The sequence below is a fragment of the Streptomyces sp. NPDC001634 genome (assembly GCF_040298185.1).
Taxonomy (GTDB): Bacteria; Actinomycetota; Actinomycetes; order Streptomycetales; family Streptomycetaceae; genus Streptomyces.
The window spans coordinates 131,675-148,808 of the sequence record NZ_JBEOZU010000001.1 but is presented as its reverse complement, the minus strand read 5'-3'; the positions used below and the strand labels follow the sequence as shown (position 1 = coordinate 148,808).

Below are 17,134 nucleotides of genomic sequence, written 5' to 3'. Positions count from 1 at the left end.
AACGGGAGTCTTCAGTTTGAAGCGCACTTCAGGTCAAGGGCCGCAGTCGAGGGCCCTGAGGTCGACGGCGTCCGCCATCGCCTGCATGCCCTTGTCGTTCGGGTGCAGATGGTCGCCGCCGTCGAAGAACGGCAGGATCCGTTCGTGGTCGTAGGGGCTGCGCAGAATGCGGTCGAAGTCGGTGACCGCGTCGAACTCCCCGCTGTCCCTGATGAACGCGTTGACCTCCTGGCGTACGGTCTCGGCGGCCGGGTCCCACTCCGGCCAGCCCTTGAAGGGCGCGACGGTGGCCCCGACGACACACTCGCCGGCCGCGTGGGCGCGGTCGACGATCTGCCGGTAGCCCGCGATCAGGTCCTGTGCCATGACACCGGTGTGGGCCTTGAGGTCGTTGACGCCCTCGAAGAGGAAGACCGTACGGACGCCCGGGTGCGAGAGGACGTCCTGCTGCAGCCGGTTCAACGCACTCCGGCCCGCACCGTCCGCCAGGACCTTGTTGCCGGAGATCCCCTCGTCGGCCACTCCCTTGACCGTCGTGTCCGCCTTCTGGAGCCGGCGGGCCAGGTAGTCGGGCCAGCGGCGGTCGGTGTCCGTCGTCGACGCCCAGCCGTCCGTGATGGAGTCGCCGAGCGCAACCACGGCTCCCGTCGCGGCGCTGGTCCGTACGGAGACGGCGTCCAGGTAGAACCAGGAACCCGTCGGATCCGTCCAGTTGGTTCCGTCCTCCTCGGCGGTGTGGTCGCCCCGGGCGGTGTACGACGTCTGCATCGCCATCCCGTGACCGGTCGCGGGACCTGCCGCGTCCGGGGTGTGAAGGCTGATCACCAGATCGGTCGCGGCGGGCAGCCTGCCGGGCAGCGGGTCGCTGTACGCCGTCGCTCCCGCGGGTACGGTCACGAAGCGGGCGCCGCCGAACGTCAGCCGTCGGTTGCTGTCGTGGACCAGTGCCGCGCCCTGCCGCCGGAGCCCCGCGTAGACGCTGTCGAAGGTCACCGGCCGGTCGCCGAAGGCGTTGGACAGCCGGATGCGAAGGTCGTCCCCGGCCACGCTGGTGCGCACGACCAGCCGGTAGCTCCGGTCGGCGACGGCGTCTCCCAGACGGTCGGCGCTCGCTCCCCAGGTGATCACGTCGTGCCGGCTCCCGGACGAGTGCGCCGACGCGGGCGCGGCCGGGGCGCACGCGGCGACGAGCAGCACCGCGAGCATGCGGCGCACACGGGTGGACCGGGCCCTCACCGGACGAAGTCCTTCAGCGTGACGGACTCGCCCGGCTTCAGGGTGACCGTCCGGGACGTACCCGCGTACGCCACCGTCGTGGTCCGGCCGCCGATGCTGCGGATCCTGGCCTCGGTCGGTTTCCCCTCCCGCCAGCGCAGGTCGACGACGAATCCTCCCCGCGCGCCGGCCCCGCTGATCGAGCCGGACGCCGCCCAGGCCTCCGGGAGCGCCGGCAGCAGCTCCAGATGGCCCGGGCGGGAGTACAGCAGCATCTCGGTCATCGCCGCCGGGGTCCCGAAGTTGGCGTCGATCTGGAAGATGCCGCGCCCCTGCCCCACCTCGTAGATGTCGAAGAGGTTCGGGGCCGTGCCGTTGGAGCCGTCCGTGGACGGGCGGAGGTTGTTCACGACCAGCTGGTACGCCTTCTCCGCGTTCTTCAGCCGGGCCCAGCACAGGCTCCGCCAGGCGTTCGCCCAGCCGAAGCTGTTCATGCCGCGCGCGGTGAGCAGGGCGGTGGCCCCTTCCACGATTCCGGCCGGGGTGGAGCCGTCGGGGCGGATCCGGTCCCCGGGGAAGAGTCCGACGAGCGGGGACAGATGCCGGTGGGTGGTCTCGCCGAGGTTGTCGGGGGACATCCACTCCTCCAGCCAGCCGGTGCTGGGGCTCACCCGGGGAAGGTACAGTCGCTGCTGGAGTCCGGCGATGGTGTCCGCGTACCCCGTGTCCTTCTTCAACTCGGCACAGGCGCTGCGGTAGTTGGCGAACAGGGCCCACACCAGCTCCTGGGCGTAGGTGATGCCCTTGGCGTCGAGCGGGCCCTGCTCCGGCGACCAGTCGCTGTCGGCGATCAGCACCTCGCGACCGCTGTCCGGGAGCCTGTACGGGATCAGCCTCGCCTCCCAGAACTCGCAGGCACCCTTGAGGAGCGGATGGATCCGCTCCAGATGGGAGCGGGAGCGTGTGTACTCGTAGTGCTCCCACAGGGTGTTGCACAGCCAGGCGTTGCCCGCCGGATGCCACCACCAGCCCAGTCCGCCGTGCGGGTTGGTGGAGATGGCGACGGTCCACCCGGCGACCTTGCCGGTGGAGTTGCGGTAGCGGTTGCGCGGGTCGTTGAAGCGGGTGCGGGTCAGCTCGGTCCAGGACGGGAGCTGGGCGAGGCAGTAGTCGGTGAGGGCGTCGAAACACTGCGACAGGCCGGCCCGGTCGGCCATCCAGTAGTTCATCTGGAGGTTGATGTCGGTGTGGTAGTCGCCCATCCAGTCCGGGTCGTTTCCGTCCAGCCAGGGCCCCTGGAGGCCCAGTGGGAGACTGCCGCGCGATCCGGAGATCATCAAGTAGCGGCCGAACTGGAGGTAGGCGGCCTCGAGTTCGGGATCCGGGTCACCGTCCAGGGCGCGTGCCTTGATCCGTTCCCAGGTGTCCAGCGCACGCTGCGCGGCGGACGACGTGCCGAGTGAGACGTCCAGCTGCCCGAACAGAGCGTGATGGTCGGCGACATGGGTGTGCAACAGCGTGTCCGCCGAGAGCCCGGCCGCGGCACGGACCTTGCTGCGGGCCAGGCGCTCGGGGTCGAGGGACGGGTCGCGGTAGTGGGCGGCGGCGTCGGGCGCGTAGTTGGTTCCGCCGCTCATCACCACGGTGAGGCTCGTGCAGCCGGAGAAAGAGATCTGCGAGCCGTTCACGCTCACCCTGCCACCGCTGCCGTACGCGGTCACCGCGGCCCCGTAGCGCAGGCCGCCCGGGAACGAGGCGCCGAACGAGGTTGCACCTTGCGGGGTTTCGCCGTGGGTTCCCTCCAGCATGACGGTGCCGGTGTACCGCCCGCCTCCGCTCTGGGTGAAGTGCAGCACGATGACGTCGTCGGGGCGGCTTGCGAAGATCCGTCGCTCATATGTCACTCCGGAGCGCACGTACGACGTCGTCACCACACCCCGGGCGAGGTCGAGGGCGCGGCGGTAGCGCGAGACGGCGGACAGGTCGTGGTCGGGAATGCCGACGGTGAGGCGGGCGAGCAGGGTGAGGGAGCCGAAGTGCTCGCGGTCGTAGGGGAACTGGCCGTCGGCGTCGAGGGTGTCGTTGAGGCCGCCGGTCCACATGGTGGCGTCGGTGATCAGCAGGAGTTCACGGCCGGGGTCGTTGCTCGCGAGGGCCCCGAGCCGGCCGTTGCCCACGGGCAGGCCCTGCTGGATCATCGATTGCTCGTCGGCGGGGGCTTGCCACCACAGCTGGGGCCCCTTGATGTCCGGTGAGCCGACGGGGCGTCGGGGTGCCGCGGAGGCGGTGAAGGCGGGCAGGGACGCGAGTGCTCCGGTCGCCGCGGCGAGGGCGAGCAGACTGCGTCTGGGCAGCCGGTCGGACGGGTCGGTGTCCATGGCGGGCTCCGTAAGGGGGGTCAGTCGTCAGGACGTCGGTACGTCGATGCGGTCGATGTCCGGGGCGTAGCCGGAACCGCTGTCGAAGGTGATCGTGTTGGCGCCCGCCTTGAGGGTGATGGGCACACTCACCGTCTCGACGGTCCCCCAGTCCCCGGTGGACGGGAACTTGTGGGTGGTCGCGCCGTTGCCGTTGGCGGAGACGGCGGCCGAGCGGGCGTCACCGCTGACGTAGGCGACCTTCACCAGGTAGGTGCCGGCCCTGTCGACGACGACGTCGTTGAAGCGGAGGCTGCCGCCGAGGTAGAGGTTGCCGACCTTGTGGGCGCCGGAGCAGGCGGAGCAGTCGGCGACGGAGGCGTTGCCGCTGAGGGTGTTCGCCGGGGACTCGGCCTCGTAGGCGGTCGCGGTGAGTGCGCGGCCGTGCGGGGTGACCGTGAACAGGCGGGAGCCGTGGGCGGGGAGGGCCTCGGTCACCTTGTCCTTGTACGTGCCGAGGTTCTCGTGGTTCCACAGGTCCCGGACGGCGGCCCTGCCGCTGAAGCCGAGGGATGCCCAGTGGGCGGTGACGGCGGCGGGAGCGTCGGCGAGGTTGAACAGAGCGACCGTGTAGCTTCCGTCGGGGTTCCGGGCGGCCCACACCTGCTGGGCGTCGGCCGGGGTGACGGGGCGGGCGGGCGGCGCGGCGCTCTGGTCGACCGCGATGACCTCGCGGTTGGTCAACAGGGAGAGGCCGTAGGAGTCGAGGCGGGTGAGGTCGTCCCCCGTGTAGAGCGGGGACTTGGCGATCGCCCACAGCGTGGCGTAGCTCTGCCGCTCGGCCTTGGTGAGACCGTCCATGGCGCCGTTGCCGACGTCGAGGGAGTCGAGGTCGTTCCAGCCGCCGGGGCCCGCGTGCCGACTCCAGGCGGGGGCGTCGTCCCAGCGGTCGTCGACCGAGTTCTCCCAGCTCACCAGGGTGTTGCAGTAGCACTCGACATCGGTGTCGATGCGCCAGCCGCCCGAGTACTTCTTCCAGTCGGCAGCGTGGCCGATGTCCAGCGACCAGGAGATCTCGAGGTGGATCGGGCGGCCGGTGGCGGCGATGGCCTTCTGCCAGGCGGCGACGTCGGCAACGTTGTCGTACTGGTCGCCGCTCTTTCCGGAGCCGGGGCCGACGCCGTCGAGCTTGAGGAAGTCGTAGCCCCAGTCGGCGAGCAGCCGGGCCTGTGAGTCGACGTACTTCTGTGCGCACGGGCGGGAGAGGTCGAGCTTGTACGCGCTGTCCCAGCCGTTGGTGGTGCGCAGGTCGCCGTGGACGATGTCGGCGGTGGTGCAGCCGGGGGCGTCCTTGATGGGTATCCTGCCCCCGCCGTAGGCCTCCTTCTCCAGGCCGACGGGCAGATAGATGCCGGCCTTGAGGCCCTTCGCGTGGATGCGGTCGGCGACCGCCTTCATTCCGTCCGGGAAGCGGTGCGGGTCGGCCTGCTGGCGGGCGTGGTCGTCGAACTCCGGCTTCCACGCGTTGTCGCGCCACCAGCCGGCGTCGATGTTGACGTACTGGTAGCCGTACTGCTTGAGCCGGGCGGCGAGGGCGTCGGTCTGCTTCAGGACGTTCGCCTCGGTGAGATAGCTGTAGTCGCCGGTCGGGTTGAGGCCCGGGTACTTGGACGACTGCATGCTCCAACTCGACCAGCCCATGTACGGCTTGGCGGCGACAGCCGGGGCGGGGTTGGCCGGGGGAGCCTGGGCCGGGCCCGCGTGTGCCGTGGGGACGGCCGTGGCGATCCCCCCGGTGAGGGCGAGGACGAACGCGGCCCTCAGGGTGCGGGGGGAGGCCGGTCTGGTGCGGAAGGGTCTGCGGCTCTGCAGCATCATCGCTCCTCCTCGTACGGTCCAGCCGTACGCGTCAGTGGTGCGCCTGTGATCTGATGAAGGACTGAATGGCGGTGGCCGCGGCCCCGCGCGCCCACTCGTCGAAGGGCAGCGGGCGGGTCTGCAGGTCGCACTGCGCAGCCGTGCCGAAGGCGGAGGCGGCGAACGCGTCTCGGATCTGCTCGGCGAACAGGTCGTACGCCGCCAGGCCCTCGCCGGAGATGATCACGCGTTCGGGGCCGAGCAGATTGGCGACGGTGCCGATGGCCCGGCCGATCGCGTCCCCGGCCCGGGTGTAGACGTCCCGGGCACCCCGGTCACCGCGGTGAGCCAGGTCGACGGCCTCGGCGGCGTCGGCCACGGCCACGCCGGTCGCCTCGCGCACCGCCGCGACGATCGCGGGATCCGCGGCGATGGCCTCGACGCAGCCGCGGTTGCCGCAGTGACAGGCCGGGCCCGCCGGGTCGATGACCACGTGCCCGATCTCGCCTGCCACGCCGTGGGCGCCGGAGACGACCTGCCCGTGCACGACGAGACCGCAGCCGATACCGGCGCCGACGGTCACCAGTGCGAAGTCGGACAGACCCACGCCCGCGCCGAACCACTGCTCGGCGACCGTCAGTGCGCGCACATCGTTGTCGACGGTGACCGGCAGCCCGGTCGTCATCTCCATGAGTTCGGCGAGCCGGACGTCGCGCCACTCCAGGAAGGGCGAGTAGCGCACGACCCCGGCCGCACGGTCCACGTCACCGGAAACGGCCACGCCCAGGCCCTGCACCGCAACGCCGAACCCGTCGGCCTCCGCAAGCAGTTCGCGCACCGGCTCCGCCGTCTGCGCCAGGACCGCCTTGGGATCGCGGGCGGTCAACGGCAGATGCCGGGCCACACGGATCCGGCAGCACAGATCGGTCAGTACGGCGATGATCCCATCGCCGGTGATCTTGACTCCGATGAACAGCGCCCGTCCGCCGTTCACCCGCACGGGGTTGGCGGGCCGTCCCAGCGACGATCGTGCCTCCTCACCGGTGTCCTCGGCGTTCTCGACCAGGTATCCGGCCTCGATCAGGGGCCGGACGGCCTTGGTGACCGCGGCCGCCGACAGCCCCGCCAGCCCCCCGACGTCCGACCGGGTGAGGGGACCGTGGGAGAGCACGGTGAGGAAGACCTGGGAGGCGGCCGGCGTGTGCGCCGGGAACGCCTCCGTACGAGGAGTCGCAGGCATGGCCCCGGAACCTAGGACCCTTCTTTTCCGCTGTCAATAAAAGAAACAAGAGCCTTCTGAAGATTTCCTGTTGGGTTTCCATGCCTTTCAAATGCGAGGCCATCCGAGGGAGTTGGCAGGACATCCAAGGACGGTGTTGCGCCCGACACTGAGCCATGTGACATAGTACTGATGTGAGCGAGCGACTGACCTGCGATGTCGTGGTCGTCGGAGCCGGCATGGTGGGCGCGGCCTGCGCCCTGTACGCCGCCCGGGCCGGTCTTGACGTCGCGCTCGTCGACCGCGGCCCGGTGGCCGGCGGCACGACCGGCGCGGGCGAGGGCAATCTGCTCGTCTCCGACAAGGCACCCGGCCCCGAACTCGAACTCACCCTGCTTTCCCGGCGGTTGTGGGCCCGCGTGGCCGAAGAGCTGGGCGGGGCGGTCGAATACGAGCCCAAGGGTGGCGTCGTCGTCGCCTCCACCCCCGAAGGGCTCACCGCCCTGGCGGACTTCGCGGCCGGACAGCGGGCCGCAGGGGTCGAGACGGTGGACGTCCCCGCCGACCGCCTCCATGAGATCGAACCGCACTTGGCCCCGGAACTCGCGGGCGCCGTGCTGTATCCACAGGACTGCCAGGTGATGCCGACGCTCGCGGCCGCGCATCTGCTACGGGCGTCCGGCGCGCGCCTGCTGACCGGCCAGGCCGTGACCGGGGTGCTCCGCACTTCGAAGGGGGCCGTACGCGGGGTGCGCACCACCGGCGGCGACCTCCACGCCCCGGCCGTCGTGAACGCCACCGGAACCTGGGGCGGTGAACTCGCCGCACTCGCGGGGGTGCACCTGCCGGTCCTCCCCCGCCGTGGATTCGTCCTCGTCACCGAGCCGTTGCCGCGCAGGGTCCGGCACAAGGTCTATGCCGCCGACTATGTGGCCGACGTGGCCAGCGACTCGGCGGCCCTGGGGACCTCACCGGTCGTCGAGGGCACTGCCGCGGGGCCGGTCCTGATCGGTGCGAGCCGTGAACGGGTCGGTTTCGACCGGTCGTTCTCGCTGCCGGTCGTACGTGCACTGGCGGCCGGGGCGACCCGGATGTTCCCGTTCCTTGAGCGGGTGCGGGCAATGCGCGCATACCTGGGCTTCCGGCCGTACCTGCCCGACCATCTGCCCGCGATCGGCCCGGACCCGCGGGTACCGGGGCTGTTCCACGCCTGCGGTCACGAGGGGGCGGGGATCGGGCTCGCCACCGGCACCGGGCATCTGATCGCGCAGGTACTGAGGGGCGAGACGCCGGAACTGGATCTCGCACCGTTCCGGCCGGACCGATTCGGGAGGGAGGCCTCGTGAATCCGCTGGAGTTGGCCCGGGCGCAGCCGGGTCACGCCTTCACGGTCACCTTCGACGGCCGTGAGATCGAGGCGCTGCCGGGACAGACCCTCGCCGCCGCGCTCTGGGCGGCCGGCATCACCTCCTGGCGCACCACCCGGCGCGAGGGCCGTCCACGCGGGATCTTCTGCGGGATCGGCGTCTGCTTCGACTGCCTGGTGACCGTCAACGAGCGGCCGAACCAGCGGGCCTGTCTCGTGCCGGCCCGGCCGGGCGATGTGATCCGCACCCAGGAGGGGACGGGCCATGCGGAGTGACCTCGCGGTGATCGGCGCGGGCCCGGCGGGGCTCGCCGCCTCGCTCACGGCGGCCGCACGGGGCGTACGCGTCACGCTCGTCGACGCGGCCCCCGAGGCGGGCGGGCAGTTCTACCGTCAGACCGCCGCCGGTCTCCGCGCACGGCGCCCGGAGACCCTGCACCACCAGTGGCGTACCTGGCTGCGGCTGCGCGAGGGACTCGACGGACACATCGCGGCCGGGCGCATCAATCACCTGGCGGATCATCATGTGTGGTCCGCGGAGCGGGAGTCCGGGGGATTCACCGTGCACGCTCTGCTCGGGCCGGAACAGGAGCAGCCGGTCGCCGTACGGGCCGAGGCCGTGCTTCTGGCCACCGGAGGCTACGAGAAGGTGCTGCCCTTCCCCGGCTGGACCCTGCCGGGTGTCGTCACCGCCGGTGGCGCGCAGGCCATGCTGAAGGGCTCTCTCGTGGTGCCGGGACGCAGGGCGGTCGTGGCCGGGACCGGGCCGCTGCTGCTGCCGGTCGCGGCCGGGCTCGCGGCGGCCGGTGTCACGGTCGCCGCGCTGGTGGAGTCCGCCGATCCGAGGGCCTTCGCTCGGCACGCCGGAACCCTGGCCGCCCAACCGGACAAGGCAGTCGAAGCGGCCCTGTACGCGGCCCGGCTGCTGCGGCACCGGGTACGGATCCTCGCCCACCACGCCGTGGTCGAGGCCCATGGCACGGACCGGCTGGAGGCGGTGACCGTCGCCGCGCTCGACACCGACGGACGCGTACGGTCCGGCAGCGGTCGGCGTATCCCCTGCGACACCCTCGCCGTCGGGCACGGCATGCTCCCGCACACCGACCTCGCCGAGACCCTCGGCTGCCGCCTCGACGGGGTGAACGTGCACGTCGACGACGAACAGCGCACCGACGTCCCGGGGGTGTGGGCCGCGGGCGAGGCCACCGGCATCGGCGGCGCGGCGCTCGCTCTCGCCGAGGGGCACATCGCCGGGCGGTCGATCGCGGCCCGCCGCACCGGCTCCGCACCTGATCCCCGGGAGTGGGAGCGCGCCGCCAGGAGCCGGGCGGCGCTGCGAAGGTTCTTCGACGCGGTCGACAACGTGTACGCGCCGCCCGGCCACTGGACCGATCAGGTCACCGACGACACCGTTGTGTGCCGCTGCGAGGAGGTGCCCGCCCGGGCCGTACGGGCGGCCGTCGAGGAGTTGGGCGCCGGTGACCTGCGGACCGTCAAGCTGCTCACGCGGGCCGGGATGGGCTGGTGCCAGGGGCGGATGTGCGGGCCCGCGGTCGCCGGGATCGCCGGGTGCGCGGAGACGGTGACGCGCAGGCCTTTCGCCCGGCCGGTTCCGCTGGGAGTGCTGGCCCGGGAGCCGGAACAGGACCATCAGCACGAAGAGGACCATCAGTAATATGTCACACATCATTCGAATGGGGGATCGCGTATGACCACCTCCCAGCACCGTCCCTGGCGCGGCGTCCTCGTCGCCACCGCCCTCCCGCTCACCGCCGGACTCGGCGTCGACCACGGCCGGTTCGCCGAGCACTGCGCCTGGCTCGTGGAGAACGGCTGTGACGGCGTCGTGCCCAATGGCTCGCTCGGCGAGTACCAGGTGCTCACCCCCGAGGAGCGCGCCAAGGTCGTGGAGACCGCCGTGTCCGCGATCGGCGGGGCGCGGGTGATGCCCGGGGTCTCCGCGTACGGGTCGGCGGAGGCCCGTCGCTGGGCCGAGCAGGCACGGGACGCCGGCTGCGAGTCGGTGATGCTGCTGCCGCCGAACACGTACCGCGCCGACGAGCGCTCCGTCCTCGCCCACTACGGGGAGGTCGCGCGGGCGGGCCTGCCGATCGTGGCGTACAACAACCCCATCGACACCAAGGTCGACCTCGTCCCCGAACTCCTTGCCCAGCTGCACGTCGAGGGCTTCATCCAGGGGGTCAAGGAGTTCTCGGGCGACCCCCGCCGCGCCTATCGGCTTGCCGAACTCGCCCCGGAACTCGATCTGTTGATCGGCGCCGACGACGTTCTGCTGGAACTGGCGGTCGCGGGTGCCAAGGGCTGGGTGGCCGGCTATCCGAACGCCCTGCCCCGGGCCTCGGTGCAGTTGTACCGCGCCGCTGTCGCGGGCGACCTCGACACCGCCCTGCCGCTCTACCGGCAGCTGCACCCGCTGCTGCGCTGGGACTCCCGGGTCGAGTTCGTACAGGCGATCAAACTGTCGATGGACGTCGTCGGCCGGTACGGCGGTCCCGTGCGCCCGCCCCGTGTCCCGCTGCTGCAGGACCAGGAGGCCGCCGTCCGCGCCGCCACGGAGAAGGCCGTCGCGGCGGGGCTCGCGTGAACAAGTCAAGCGAGTGAGCCGAAGGGGCGCGCCTGTGTCGAGAGGCCATGGGGGCACCTCCCTGCTCGAGCGAAGTCGAGAGCTTGGGGGAGCGCGGAGGCCCGAAGGGTTGAGCACGGTCGGTCTCGACACAGGCTCAGGCGCCCCGGAGGCGAACCGAGCGCAAAACAAGGAGCGCCATGCGCAGCAAACTCGTCCTGCACGCCGTCGACTCCCACACCGAGGGCATGCCGACCCGCGTGATCACCGGCGGGATCGGCACCATCCCCGGCGCGACCATGAACGAGCGGCGCCTGTGGTTCCGTGAACACCGGGACGACGTCAAGCAGTTGCTTATGAACGAGCCTCGCGGGCACGCGGCGATGAGCGGCGCGATCCTCCAGCCGCCCACCCGCCCCGACTGCGACTGGGGCGTCGTCTACATCGAGGTCTCCGGCTATCTGCCGATGTGCGGGCACGGCACGATCGGGGTGGCGACCGTGCTCGTCGAGACGGGCATGGTCGAGGTGGTCGAGCCGGTGACCACCATCCGTCTGGACACCCCGGCGGGACTGGTCGTGGCCGAGGTCGCGGTGGAGGGCGGGGCCGCGAAGACGGTCACTCTCAAGAACGTGCCGTCCTTCTCCGTGGGCCTCGACCGCAAGGCCACCCTGCCCGACGGGCGGACGGTGACGTACGACCTCGCGTACGGCGGCAACTTCTACGCGATCCTGCCGCTGGAGGAGTTCGGGCTGCCCTTCGACCGCTCCCGCAAGGACGAGATCCTCGCGGCGGGGCTGTCGCTGATGGACGCCATCAACGCGGAGGAGGAACCCGTCCATCCCGAGGACCCGACGATCCGCGGCTGTCATCACGTCCATCTGTACGCACCGGGTGCCACCGCCCGTCTGTCCCGGCACGCGATGGTCATCCACCCCGGCTGGTTCGACCGCTCCCCGTGCGGTACGGGCACCAGCGCACGCATGGCCCAGCTGCACGCGCGCGGTGAACTCCCCCTGCACACCGAGTTCGTGAACGAGTCGTTCATCGGTACGCGGTTCACGGGACGCCTGCTCGGCACGACGGAGGTAGCGGGTCTCCCCGCGGTGCTGCCCAGCTTCACAGGGCGGGCCTGGGTGACCGGTACGGCCCAGTACCTTCTGGACCCGGAGGATCCGTTCCCGGCGGGCTTCGCCCTCTAGCCGCCACGCGCCGCCTCCCCCCTCGCGGGGATACTGGTGGCGCGTGACATTGCACCCTCCCGAGGAGACACCCCATGGCCGCCCCGCGCACCAGCTCGCCCTCCGCCGCTCCCGCCCTGCCCACGCTGGGCGGCAAGAAGAGCAGCTACCGGGAGCGGGTCGCCGACGCGCTGCGGGCCGCACTGATCACGGGCGAACTGCGCCCCGGCGAGGTGTACTCCGCACCGACGCTCGCCGCCCGCTTCGGTGTCTCGGCGACCCCGGTGCGCGAGGCGATGCTCGATCTGGCCAAGGAGGGGCTGGTCGACACCGTCCCCAACAAGGGCTTCCGGGTCACCGTCGTCTCCGAGAAGCAGCTCGACGAGTACACGCACATCCGCTCCCTCATCGAGATCCCCACCACGGTGGAGCTGGCGCGCACCGCCGACCGGGTCTCGCTGGAGGCCCTGCGCCCGGCCGCCCGGGAGATCGTCGCCGCCGCGGCGGCCGGGGACCTCATCGCGTACGTCGAGGCCGACACCCGCTTCCACCTCGGCCTGCTCGCCCTCGCCGGCAACGCGCACCTCGTCGAGGTCGTCGGCGATCTGCGCAAGCGGTCCCGCCTGTACGGGCTGACCGCCCTGGTCGAGGCCGGCCGGCTGCTCGCCTCCGCCGAGGAGCACCTCGAACTCCTCGACGCTCTGCTGGAACGGGACGAGGAGGCCGTGCGCAAGGTGATGACCCGGCACCTCGGGCATGTCCGCGGCCTGTGGGCGGCCCACGACTGAGCACACCGCGCGCCCCCGGCGTCGGTCCTGCCCCGGGATGACGTCACGCTCGCCGCGGGCGATTCCCTGCTCTCCCCGGTCGCCACCCGGGCCCTCATCACCCGCTTCCTGAGCGCGCCCGCTCCGGGCACACCACTGCCCGCCCCCGAGACCCTGGCCTCGCTCACCGCCCGGGAACGCGAGGTGACGGCCCTGGCCGCGGAGGGCCTGTCGAACACCGAGATCGCCGAGAAGCTCTTCGTGAGCCCGTTGACCGTACGCACCCATGTCCACCGGGCCATGACGAAGCTGGACGCCCGCGACCGCGCCCAACTGGTCGCGATCGCCTACCAGTCCGGCCTGGTCCGGACGACACCTCCCCAGGTCGGCTGAGCGGCCGTCATCATGTGACCGGGCAGTTCCGGGCAGCCGCCGGGCCACGGCAGTTCGACGGACCTCGCGGAGGACTCGATGCGGAGGGACACGATGCGGATCTCCTCGTTGCCGTACATCGATGAGCACACGACGGACATCGCGGCCGGGGTCGACGACGTCTGGCGCAGCCTGGGCAGGACACTGGACCGTTCCTTCTCCCGTCCCGGCGCGGCCGGTTACGCGCGACTGGTGGGTTGCCCGGACCGCACGGCGGCCGGGCCACGACCCCTTGCCGAGGGCTCGACGTTTCCCGGCTTCCGGGTCGTCGCCGCGGTTCCCGGACGAGAGCTGATCCTTGAAGGGAGCCATCGTTTCTCGTCCTACGCACTCATCTTCCGGCTCGAACACGTCGGTCCGTACCACTCGCGATTGCGTGCCGAAAGCCGTGCCGTCTTTCCCGGCCGGGCCGGCGGCCTCTACCGACGACTGGTCATCGGGACCGGCGGGCACGCGATCGGCATGCGCCGTCTGCTCTCGGCGATACGCGATCGCGCCGAGTGACACCTGCCGCGCCCACGCGGCAGGGCGTGCCGGGGACGCCTGCACCTTCCTCCCGATCCGGTCCGCGTCGCCTCGGTCGGCTGCCGTGCCCGGCCAGTTGCGCCGGCTGTCCGCGAGCGTGCCGATATCCACCGCGTCGTAGCCCAGGGCGTCCAGCAGCCGGGCCACGTCCGCCTTGGCGGCCGCGTCGTCGCCGGTGGCCCGGCCAGGTGCGGCCGAACCGGCTCGGCGGAGGTCGCCATGACCGTCCCCCAACCACTCCGGCGTCGCGGGCGGCGTGTTCATCACCGGACGCCACGTCGGCGGTGCCCCGGCGGCGGCCGTGTTCGGCACGCTCGACGCGGACCGCGTCCGGATCCTGAACGGCCTGAGCGAAAGCCTGGTCATCGCCGCGTCGGTGGCCAGGTCGGTTCGGGTGTCGTCGCCAAGGACGTCACCGTCGGCCCGGAGACCGACTCCACCGTCCACGACCGGATCGATGTGCCGCGCACTGCGCCAAGTACGGCCGCCACGGCGCTGTGTACATCGACCCGGTGGTGGCCCCACCGGCCAGGCCGTCAAGGCTCGTGTCGCGCCATGCCGGCCGATACCGTCCGCGAAGCGACTCATCATCGCCTCGTGAGCAGGGAACGCCCCGGAAAGACCCAAGACGTCCATGAACCACTCGGAGACATCATGACAACCATCGCCATCATCGGAGCCGGTCCCGGTCTCGGCGCCGCCGTCGCACGGCGGTTCGGGCGTGAGGGCTACGACGTCGCGCTGATCGCCCGCGATCAGGAGCGGCTGGACGCCCTCGCCTCCGAGCTCGCAGCCGATGGCGTGACCGCTCGCGGTTTCGCCGCCGACGTACGCGACCCGACAACGCTCACCGCGGCCCTCGACGCGGCGACCGCCACCCTGGGCCCGATCGAGGTTCTCCAGTACAGCCCGGTCCCGCACACGGACTTCATGCGCCCCGTCCTGGACACCGCCCCCGACGACCTCGAAGGCCCGATCGAGTTCTCGCTCTACGGCCCTGTCACCGCCGTACGACACATCCTGCCCGGCATGCGCGAACTGGGCCGCGGCACCGTCCTGTTCGTCAACGGCGGCACCGCCGCTGTCCCGCACCCCGAACGCGCGGGAACCTCGATCGCCTTCGCCGCCGAGAGCGCCTATGGCCGGCTGCTGCACGACACGCTCGCGGACGAGGGCATTCATGTGGCGCAGCTGATCATCCCCGGCGCGATCATCCCCGGACACCACAGGAAGGACCCCGCCGTCCTCGCCGACACCCTGTGGAGGCTCCACCGGGACCGGCACGGCTTCCGGCACTTCGCCGACGACCTCGAACCGGCGCCGCCAGGTCACCGGTTGCCGGAAACACAGTAGAGCCCCGCCGATCCCGCTGGTTAGGGTCGCGGGATGAGTACTCGTACCTTCCGTGTCATCGTCCGCGGTGTCTTCGACGGACTCACCCCCGACCAGCGGGCCGAACTCCAGTCCCGGGCCGCGGAGCACGACGTGCTGCGCGCGGCGTTCACCCCTGAGGGACACCTCAGCTACGACCTCGCGGCACGGTCCGCCTTCACCTTCCGCTTCCTGGACTCGGGAGAGGAAGAGGAGGACATCCTGGAGGCGACGGAACGCGCCGAAGAAGCGGCGAAGGCCTGGCTGACCCAGCGCGGCTACGGCTACAAGAACCTCAGGTCCACGGCCGAGGACCTCTCCCAGGCACCCCTCGGCAAACGGCAGCGCCGCGCCGCAGCCCAGAAGTACACCTGATTCCTGCCCCGACCGTCGTCCACCGCGGCCATCAACTGAACAAATCCTTGACTGCTCAACTGTCCTGTAAGCTTGAGCAGTCAAGGAGGTGGCAATGAGTGATGCCCTGGACGCGTCATTGCGTCTCGTACGGGCGCAGGTGACTCTCGTGAAACGGTTCGACGCGAGCCTGGGCGGGCTCCACGGTGTGAGCCTGGCCGACTTCACGATGCTCCTGCGTCTGGGGCAGGCCCCCGGCGGCCGAATGCGCCGGGTGGACCTGGCCGAGGCGCTGGGGCTGACCGCCTCGGGGGTGACCCGGGGACTGGCGCCGCTGGAGCGGATCGGGCTGGTGACCCGCGAGACGGATGCTCGTGACGCCCGGGTGGCCTATGCGGCACTGACCGACACCGGCCGAGAACGCCTGACGGACATGCTCGCCACGGCCGAGCAGATCGCCGGCGAGATCTTCGCCGCGCCCCCGTGGAGCAAGGAGGACATCGGCCGACTGTCCGCCCTGCTGACGCGCCTCGGCGGCGCGGGACTCCCCGGCCACGGCACCCCGGCCCTCTGACCGGGGCCCTCGGTCATCTCGCCCTGCGCCCTTGCCTCCACGGCGGCCGCACGGACCCTTCCGGATTGCGCTCCCGCCCACCTCCACCTTTCGTGACAGTCGCCTCCCCCGCGAAGCGGGCTCCGTGGGCTTTCGGGCGACTCCCTGAGGACCCCCTGAGGACTCCCAGAGAATCTGTGCAGGAGGGACACACGGGCTGCACACAGCCTTTAAGAAGCCTCGTTAGCGTGCTTGACGCTCGATCCCATATGCGAACAAGCACACGCCGCGGCCGGGCGGGCCGATGGCGCAGCCAACTCAGGAAGACCACAGATGGACTACTGCTCCTCGTGTCGCCGACATCTCAACGGTGCCCTGGTGTGCCCGGGGTGCGGCGCCTACGCTCCTGACATCACCCCGTTCGCCGACGGTCGCAGCGGCCGGGTCGCGGCGACGGTGGGCGGGGCGGCGAGCGGTACGACGCCATCGGAGTTCGCGGCCTCGGACACGTGGCACGACGGCCCTCTTCATGACGAGGCGGCGATCGGGGCGGGGCCGGACTCCGTCCCGCAAACGGGCCCGGCCGACGACGTCGACGGGGTGCCGCGCCCGTCGCAGGGGCGCGCCGCCCGGCGTCGCCAGCTGGCCCGCTGGAGGAAGAACAAGCGCAGGGCCGCGGTCGCGACGGCCGTCGCACTCGTCGGGGGCGGCCTGACCCTGGCCGCGATGGACCGGCAGTCCGCCGACCGGGCACAGGCGGCCACGGCACCCGAGGACGGGAGCCTCGGCGCCACCGAGGAGCAGCAGACGCAGCCCGCGCATCCGCTCTCCGCCGGGCCCGACGCCCATCGCTCCTCGCCCACCCCCCAGGTGCGGCCGACGGAGACCAATCTCCCCCGGCAGCAGACCCTCTCCGTCGTGCCCAGCACCACGCCACCGGGCATTCGGCCGGACGCCGCCGCCTCGCCCCGACAGACGACACCGTCGGCTGCTCGGCCGCAGACCGCTTCACCGTCCGCACACGCAACGACCGCCACCCCCACGCAGACGACGCCGCAGCAGACGTCCCCGCCCGCGCACGGCACGGACTCGTCAGGTACGCAGGCGAGCCCCGCGCCCACCACGGGTTCGCCGTCGCAGGTCTGCGTGCTGGTGGTGTGCCTCGGCTGACCGCGCCCTCGCCGCTCAGGCCGACCGTCACCCCGGCAGCGGGAAACACCCGTGCCACCGGCGTGTGGCGGGGCCGGGGGGGGCCCCGCAGGCGGGGGGGGGCGGGCGGGGGGGGGTGGTGGGGGCCCGCGCCCGCCCGCCGACCCGCGCGGGGGAGCGCGAGGGTTTGTGGGGGGGGCGCCC

Annotated in this window: 15 protein-coding genes and 1 pseudogene; 12 read left to right on the top strand and 4 right to left on the bottom strand. The window is 71.6% G+C overall.

The window, feature by feature from the left end; genetic code table 11:
- Window positions 1-33: 33 nt before the first annotated feature.
- From ABT186_RS00805 to ABT186_RS00790, 4 genes are read right to left on the bottom strand one after another with little or no spacing between them, the layout of a single operon-like run.
- Window positions 34-1,236 carry an SGNH/GDSL hydrolase family protein gene (locus ABT186_RS00805; protein ID WP_351922779.1) on the bottom strand — a complete coding sequence of 401 codons (1,203 nt, stop codon included), beginning with the start codon at window positions 1,234-1,236 and terminating at the stop codon, window positions 34-36.
- Complete coding sequence (locus ABT186_RS00800; protein WP_351922777.1) at window positions 1,233-3,593, bottom strand: glycosyl hydrolase family 95 catalytic domain-containing protein; 2,361 nt, start codon at window positions 3,591-3,593, stop codon at window positions 1,233-1,235. Before ABT186_RS00800 ends, ABT186_RS00805 begins: the two co-directional genes overlap by 4 nt.
- 27 nt (window positions 3,594-3,620) lie before the next feature.
- Window positions 3,621-5,447: an alpha-galactosidase D gene (locus tag ABT186_RS00795; RefSeq protein WP_351922880.1), complete on the bottom strand. Its 1,827-nt coding sequence runs from the start codon at window positions 5,445-5,447 to the stop codon at window positions 3,621-3,623.
- A 34-nt stretch (window positions 5,448-5,481) separates the two neighbouring features.
- Window positions 5,482-6,669, bottom strand: a complete 1,188-nt coding sequence (locus ABT186_RS00790; protein ID WP_351222274.1) for an ROK family transcriptional regulator — start codon at window positions 6,667-6,669, stop codon at window positions 5,482-5,484.
- A 173-nt stretch (window positions 6,670-6,842) separates the two neighbouring features.
- On the opposite strand from ABT186_RS00790, the gene ABT186_RS00785 reads away from it, so the two are divergent.
- The 12 genes and pseudogenes from ABT186_RS00785 to ABT186_RS00730 all read left to right on the top strand — a co-directional run bounded on the left by ABT186_RS00785 (window position 6,843) and on the right by ABT186_RS00730 (window position 16,951).
- Window positions 6,843-7,994, top strand: a complete 1,152-nt coding sequence (locus tag ABT186_RS00785) for an NAD(P)/FAD-dependent oxidoreductase (protein ID WP_351922775.1) — start codon at window positions 6,843-6,845, stop codon at window positions 7,992-7,994.
- Window positions 7,991-8,290 (top strand): (2Fe-2S)-binding protein, encoded by a 300-nt coding sequence (locus ABT186_RS00780; RefSeq protein ID WP_351222278.1) that lies wholly within the window; start codon window positions 7,991-7,993, stop codon window positions 8,288-8,290. Before ABT186_RS00785 ends, ABT186_RS00780 begins: the two co-directional genes overlap by 4 nt.
- Window positions 8,280-9,689, top strand: a complete 1,410-nt coding sequence (locus ABT186_RS00775) for an FAD-dependent oxidoreductase (protein ID WP_351922774.1) — start codon at window positions 8,280-8,282, stop codon at window positions 9,687-9,689. The genes ABT186_RS00780 and ABT186_RS00775 overlap by 11 nt, the downstream gene beginning before the upstream one ends.
- A gap of 33 nt (window positions 9,690-9,722) precedes the next feature.
- Window positions 9,723-10,619 carry a dihydrodipicolinate synthase family protein gene (locus ABT186_RS00770; RefSeq protein WP_351222282.1) on the top strand — a complete coding sequence of 299 codons (897 nt, stop codon included), beginning with the start codon at window positions 9,723-9,725 and terminating at the stop codon, window positions 10,617-10,619.
- A 179-nt stretch (window positions 10,620-10,798) separates the two neighbouring features.
- On the top strand, window positions 10,799-11,800 hold the full coding sequence (locus ABT186_RS00765) for a proline racemase family protein (protein ID WP_351222284.1): 1,002 nt from the start codon (window positions 10,799-10,801) through the stop codon (window positions 11,798-11,800).
- A 74-nt stretch (window positions 11,801-11,874) separates the two neighbouring features.
- The gene (locus ABT186_RS00760) at window positions 11,875-12,567 is read left to right on the top strand and encodes a GntR family transcriptional regulator (RefSeq protein WP_351222286.1); all 693 of its coding nucleotides are present in this window, start codon (window positions 11,875-11,877) and stop codon (window positions 12,565-12,567) included.
- Window positions 12,568-12,612: 45 nt separating this feature from the next.
- A pseudogene (locus ABT186_RS00755) lies at window positions 12,613-12,939 on the top strand (response regulator transcription factor); the annotation flags it as partial.
- A 93-nt stretch (window positions 12,940-13,032) separates the two neighbouring features.
- Complete coding sequence (locus ABT186_RS00750) at window positions 13,033-13,482, top strand: hypothetical protein (RefSeq protein ID WP_351922878.1); 450 nt, start codon at window positions 13,033-13,035, stop codon at window positions 13,480-13,482.
- Window positions 13,483-14,157: 675 nt separating this feature from the next.
- Window positions 14,158-14,856, top strand: a complete 699-nt coding sequence (locus ABT186_RS00745) for an SDR family NAD(P)-dependent oxidoreductase (RefSeq protein ID WP_351222288.1) — start codon at window positions 14,158-14,160, stop codon at window positions 14,854-14,856.
- Window positions 14,857-14,889: 33 nt separating this feature from the next.
- Window positions 14,890-15,249, top strand: a complete 360-nt coding sequence (locus ABT186_RS00740; RefSeq protein ID WP_351222290.1) for a DUF6204 family protein — start codon at window positions 14,890-14,892, stop codon at window positions 15,247-15,249.
- 94 nt (window positions 15,250-15,343) lie between these two features.
- Entirely contained in the window at window positions 15,344-15,802 is a 459-nt protein-coding gene (locus tag ABT186_RS00735) for a MarR family winged helix-turn-helix transcriptional regulator (RefSeq protein ID WP_351222292.1), read from the top strand.
- A gap of 312 nt (window positions 15,803-16,114) precedes the next feature.
- Window positions 16,115-16,951 (top strand): SCO2400 family protein, encoded by an 837-nt coding sequence (locus ABT186_RS00730; protein WP_351922772.1) that lies wholly within the window; start codon window positions 16,115-16,117, stop codon window positions 16,949-16,951.
- Window positions 16,952-17,134: the final 183 nt, after the last annotated feature.

Coding starts and splice junctions, on each gene's coding strand:
- ABT186_RS00800 (WP_351922777.1), bottom strand. CDS start 3,593: ATGGACACCGACCCGTCCGACCGGCTGCCCAGACGCAGTCTGCTCGCC.
- ABT186_RS00795 (WP_351922880.1), bottom strand. CDS start 5,447: ATGCTGCAGAGCCGCAGACCCTTCCGCACCAGACCGGCCTCCCCCCGC.
- ABT186_RS00790 (WP_351222274.1), bottom strand. CDS start 6,669: ATGCCTGCGACTCCTCGTACGGAGGCGTTCCCGGCGCACACGCCGGCC.
- ABT186_RS00775 (WP_351922774.1), top strand. CDS start 8,280: ATGCGGAGTGACCTCGCGGTGATCGGCGCGGGCCCGGCGGGGCTCGCC.
- ABT186_RS00770 (WP_351222282.1), top strand. CDS start 9,723: ATGACCACCTCCCAGCACCGTCCCTGGCGCGGCGTCCTCGTCGCCACC.
- ABT186_RS00765 (WP_351222284.1), top strand. CDS start 10,799: ATGCGCAGCAAACTCGTCCTGCACGCCGTCGACTCCCACACCGAGGGC.
- ABT186_RS00760 (WP_351222286.1), top strand. CDS start 11,875: ATGGCCGCCCCGCGCACCAGCTCGCCCTCCGCCGCTCCCGCCCTGCCC.
- ABT186_RS00750 (WP_351922878.1), top strand. CDS start 13,033: ATGCGGATCTCCTCGTTGCCGTACATCGATGAGCACACGACGGACATC.
- ABT186_RS00745 (WP_351222288.1), top strand. CDS start 14,158: ATGACAACCATCGCCATCATCGGAGCCGGTCCCGGTCTCGGCGCCGCC.
- ABT186_RS00740 (WP_351222290.1), top strand. CDS start 14,890: ATGAGTACTCGTACCTTCCGTGTCATCGTCCGCGGTGTCTTCGACGGA.
- ABT186_RS00735 (WP_351222292.1), top strand. CDS start 15,344: ATGAGTGATGCCCTGGACGCGTCATTGCGTCTCGTACGGGCGCAGGTG.
- ABT186_RS00730 (WP_351922772.1), top strand. CDS start 16,115: ATGGACTACTGCTCCTCGTGTCGCCGACATCTCAACGGTGCCCTGGTG.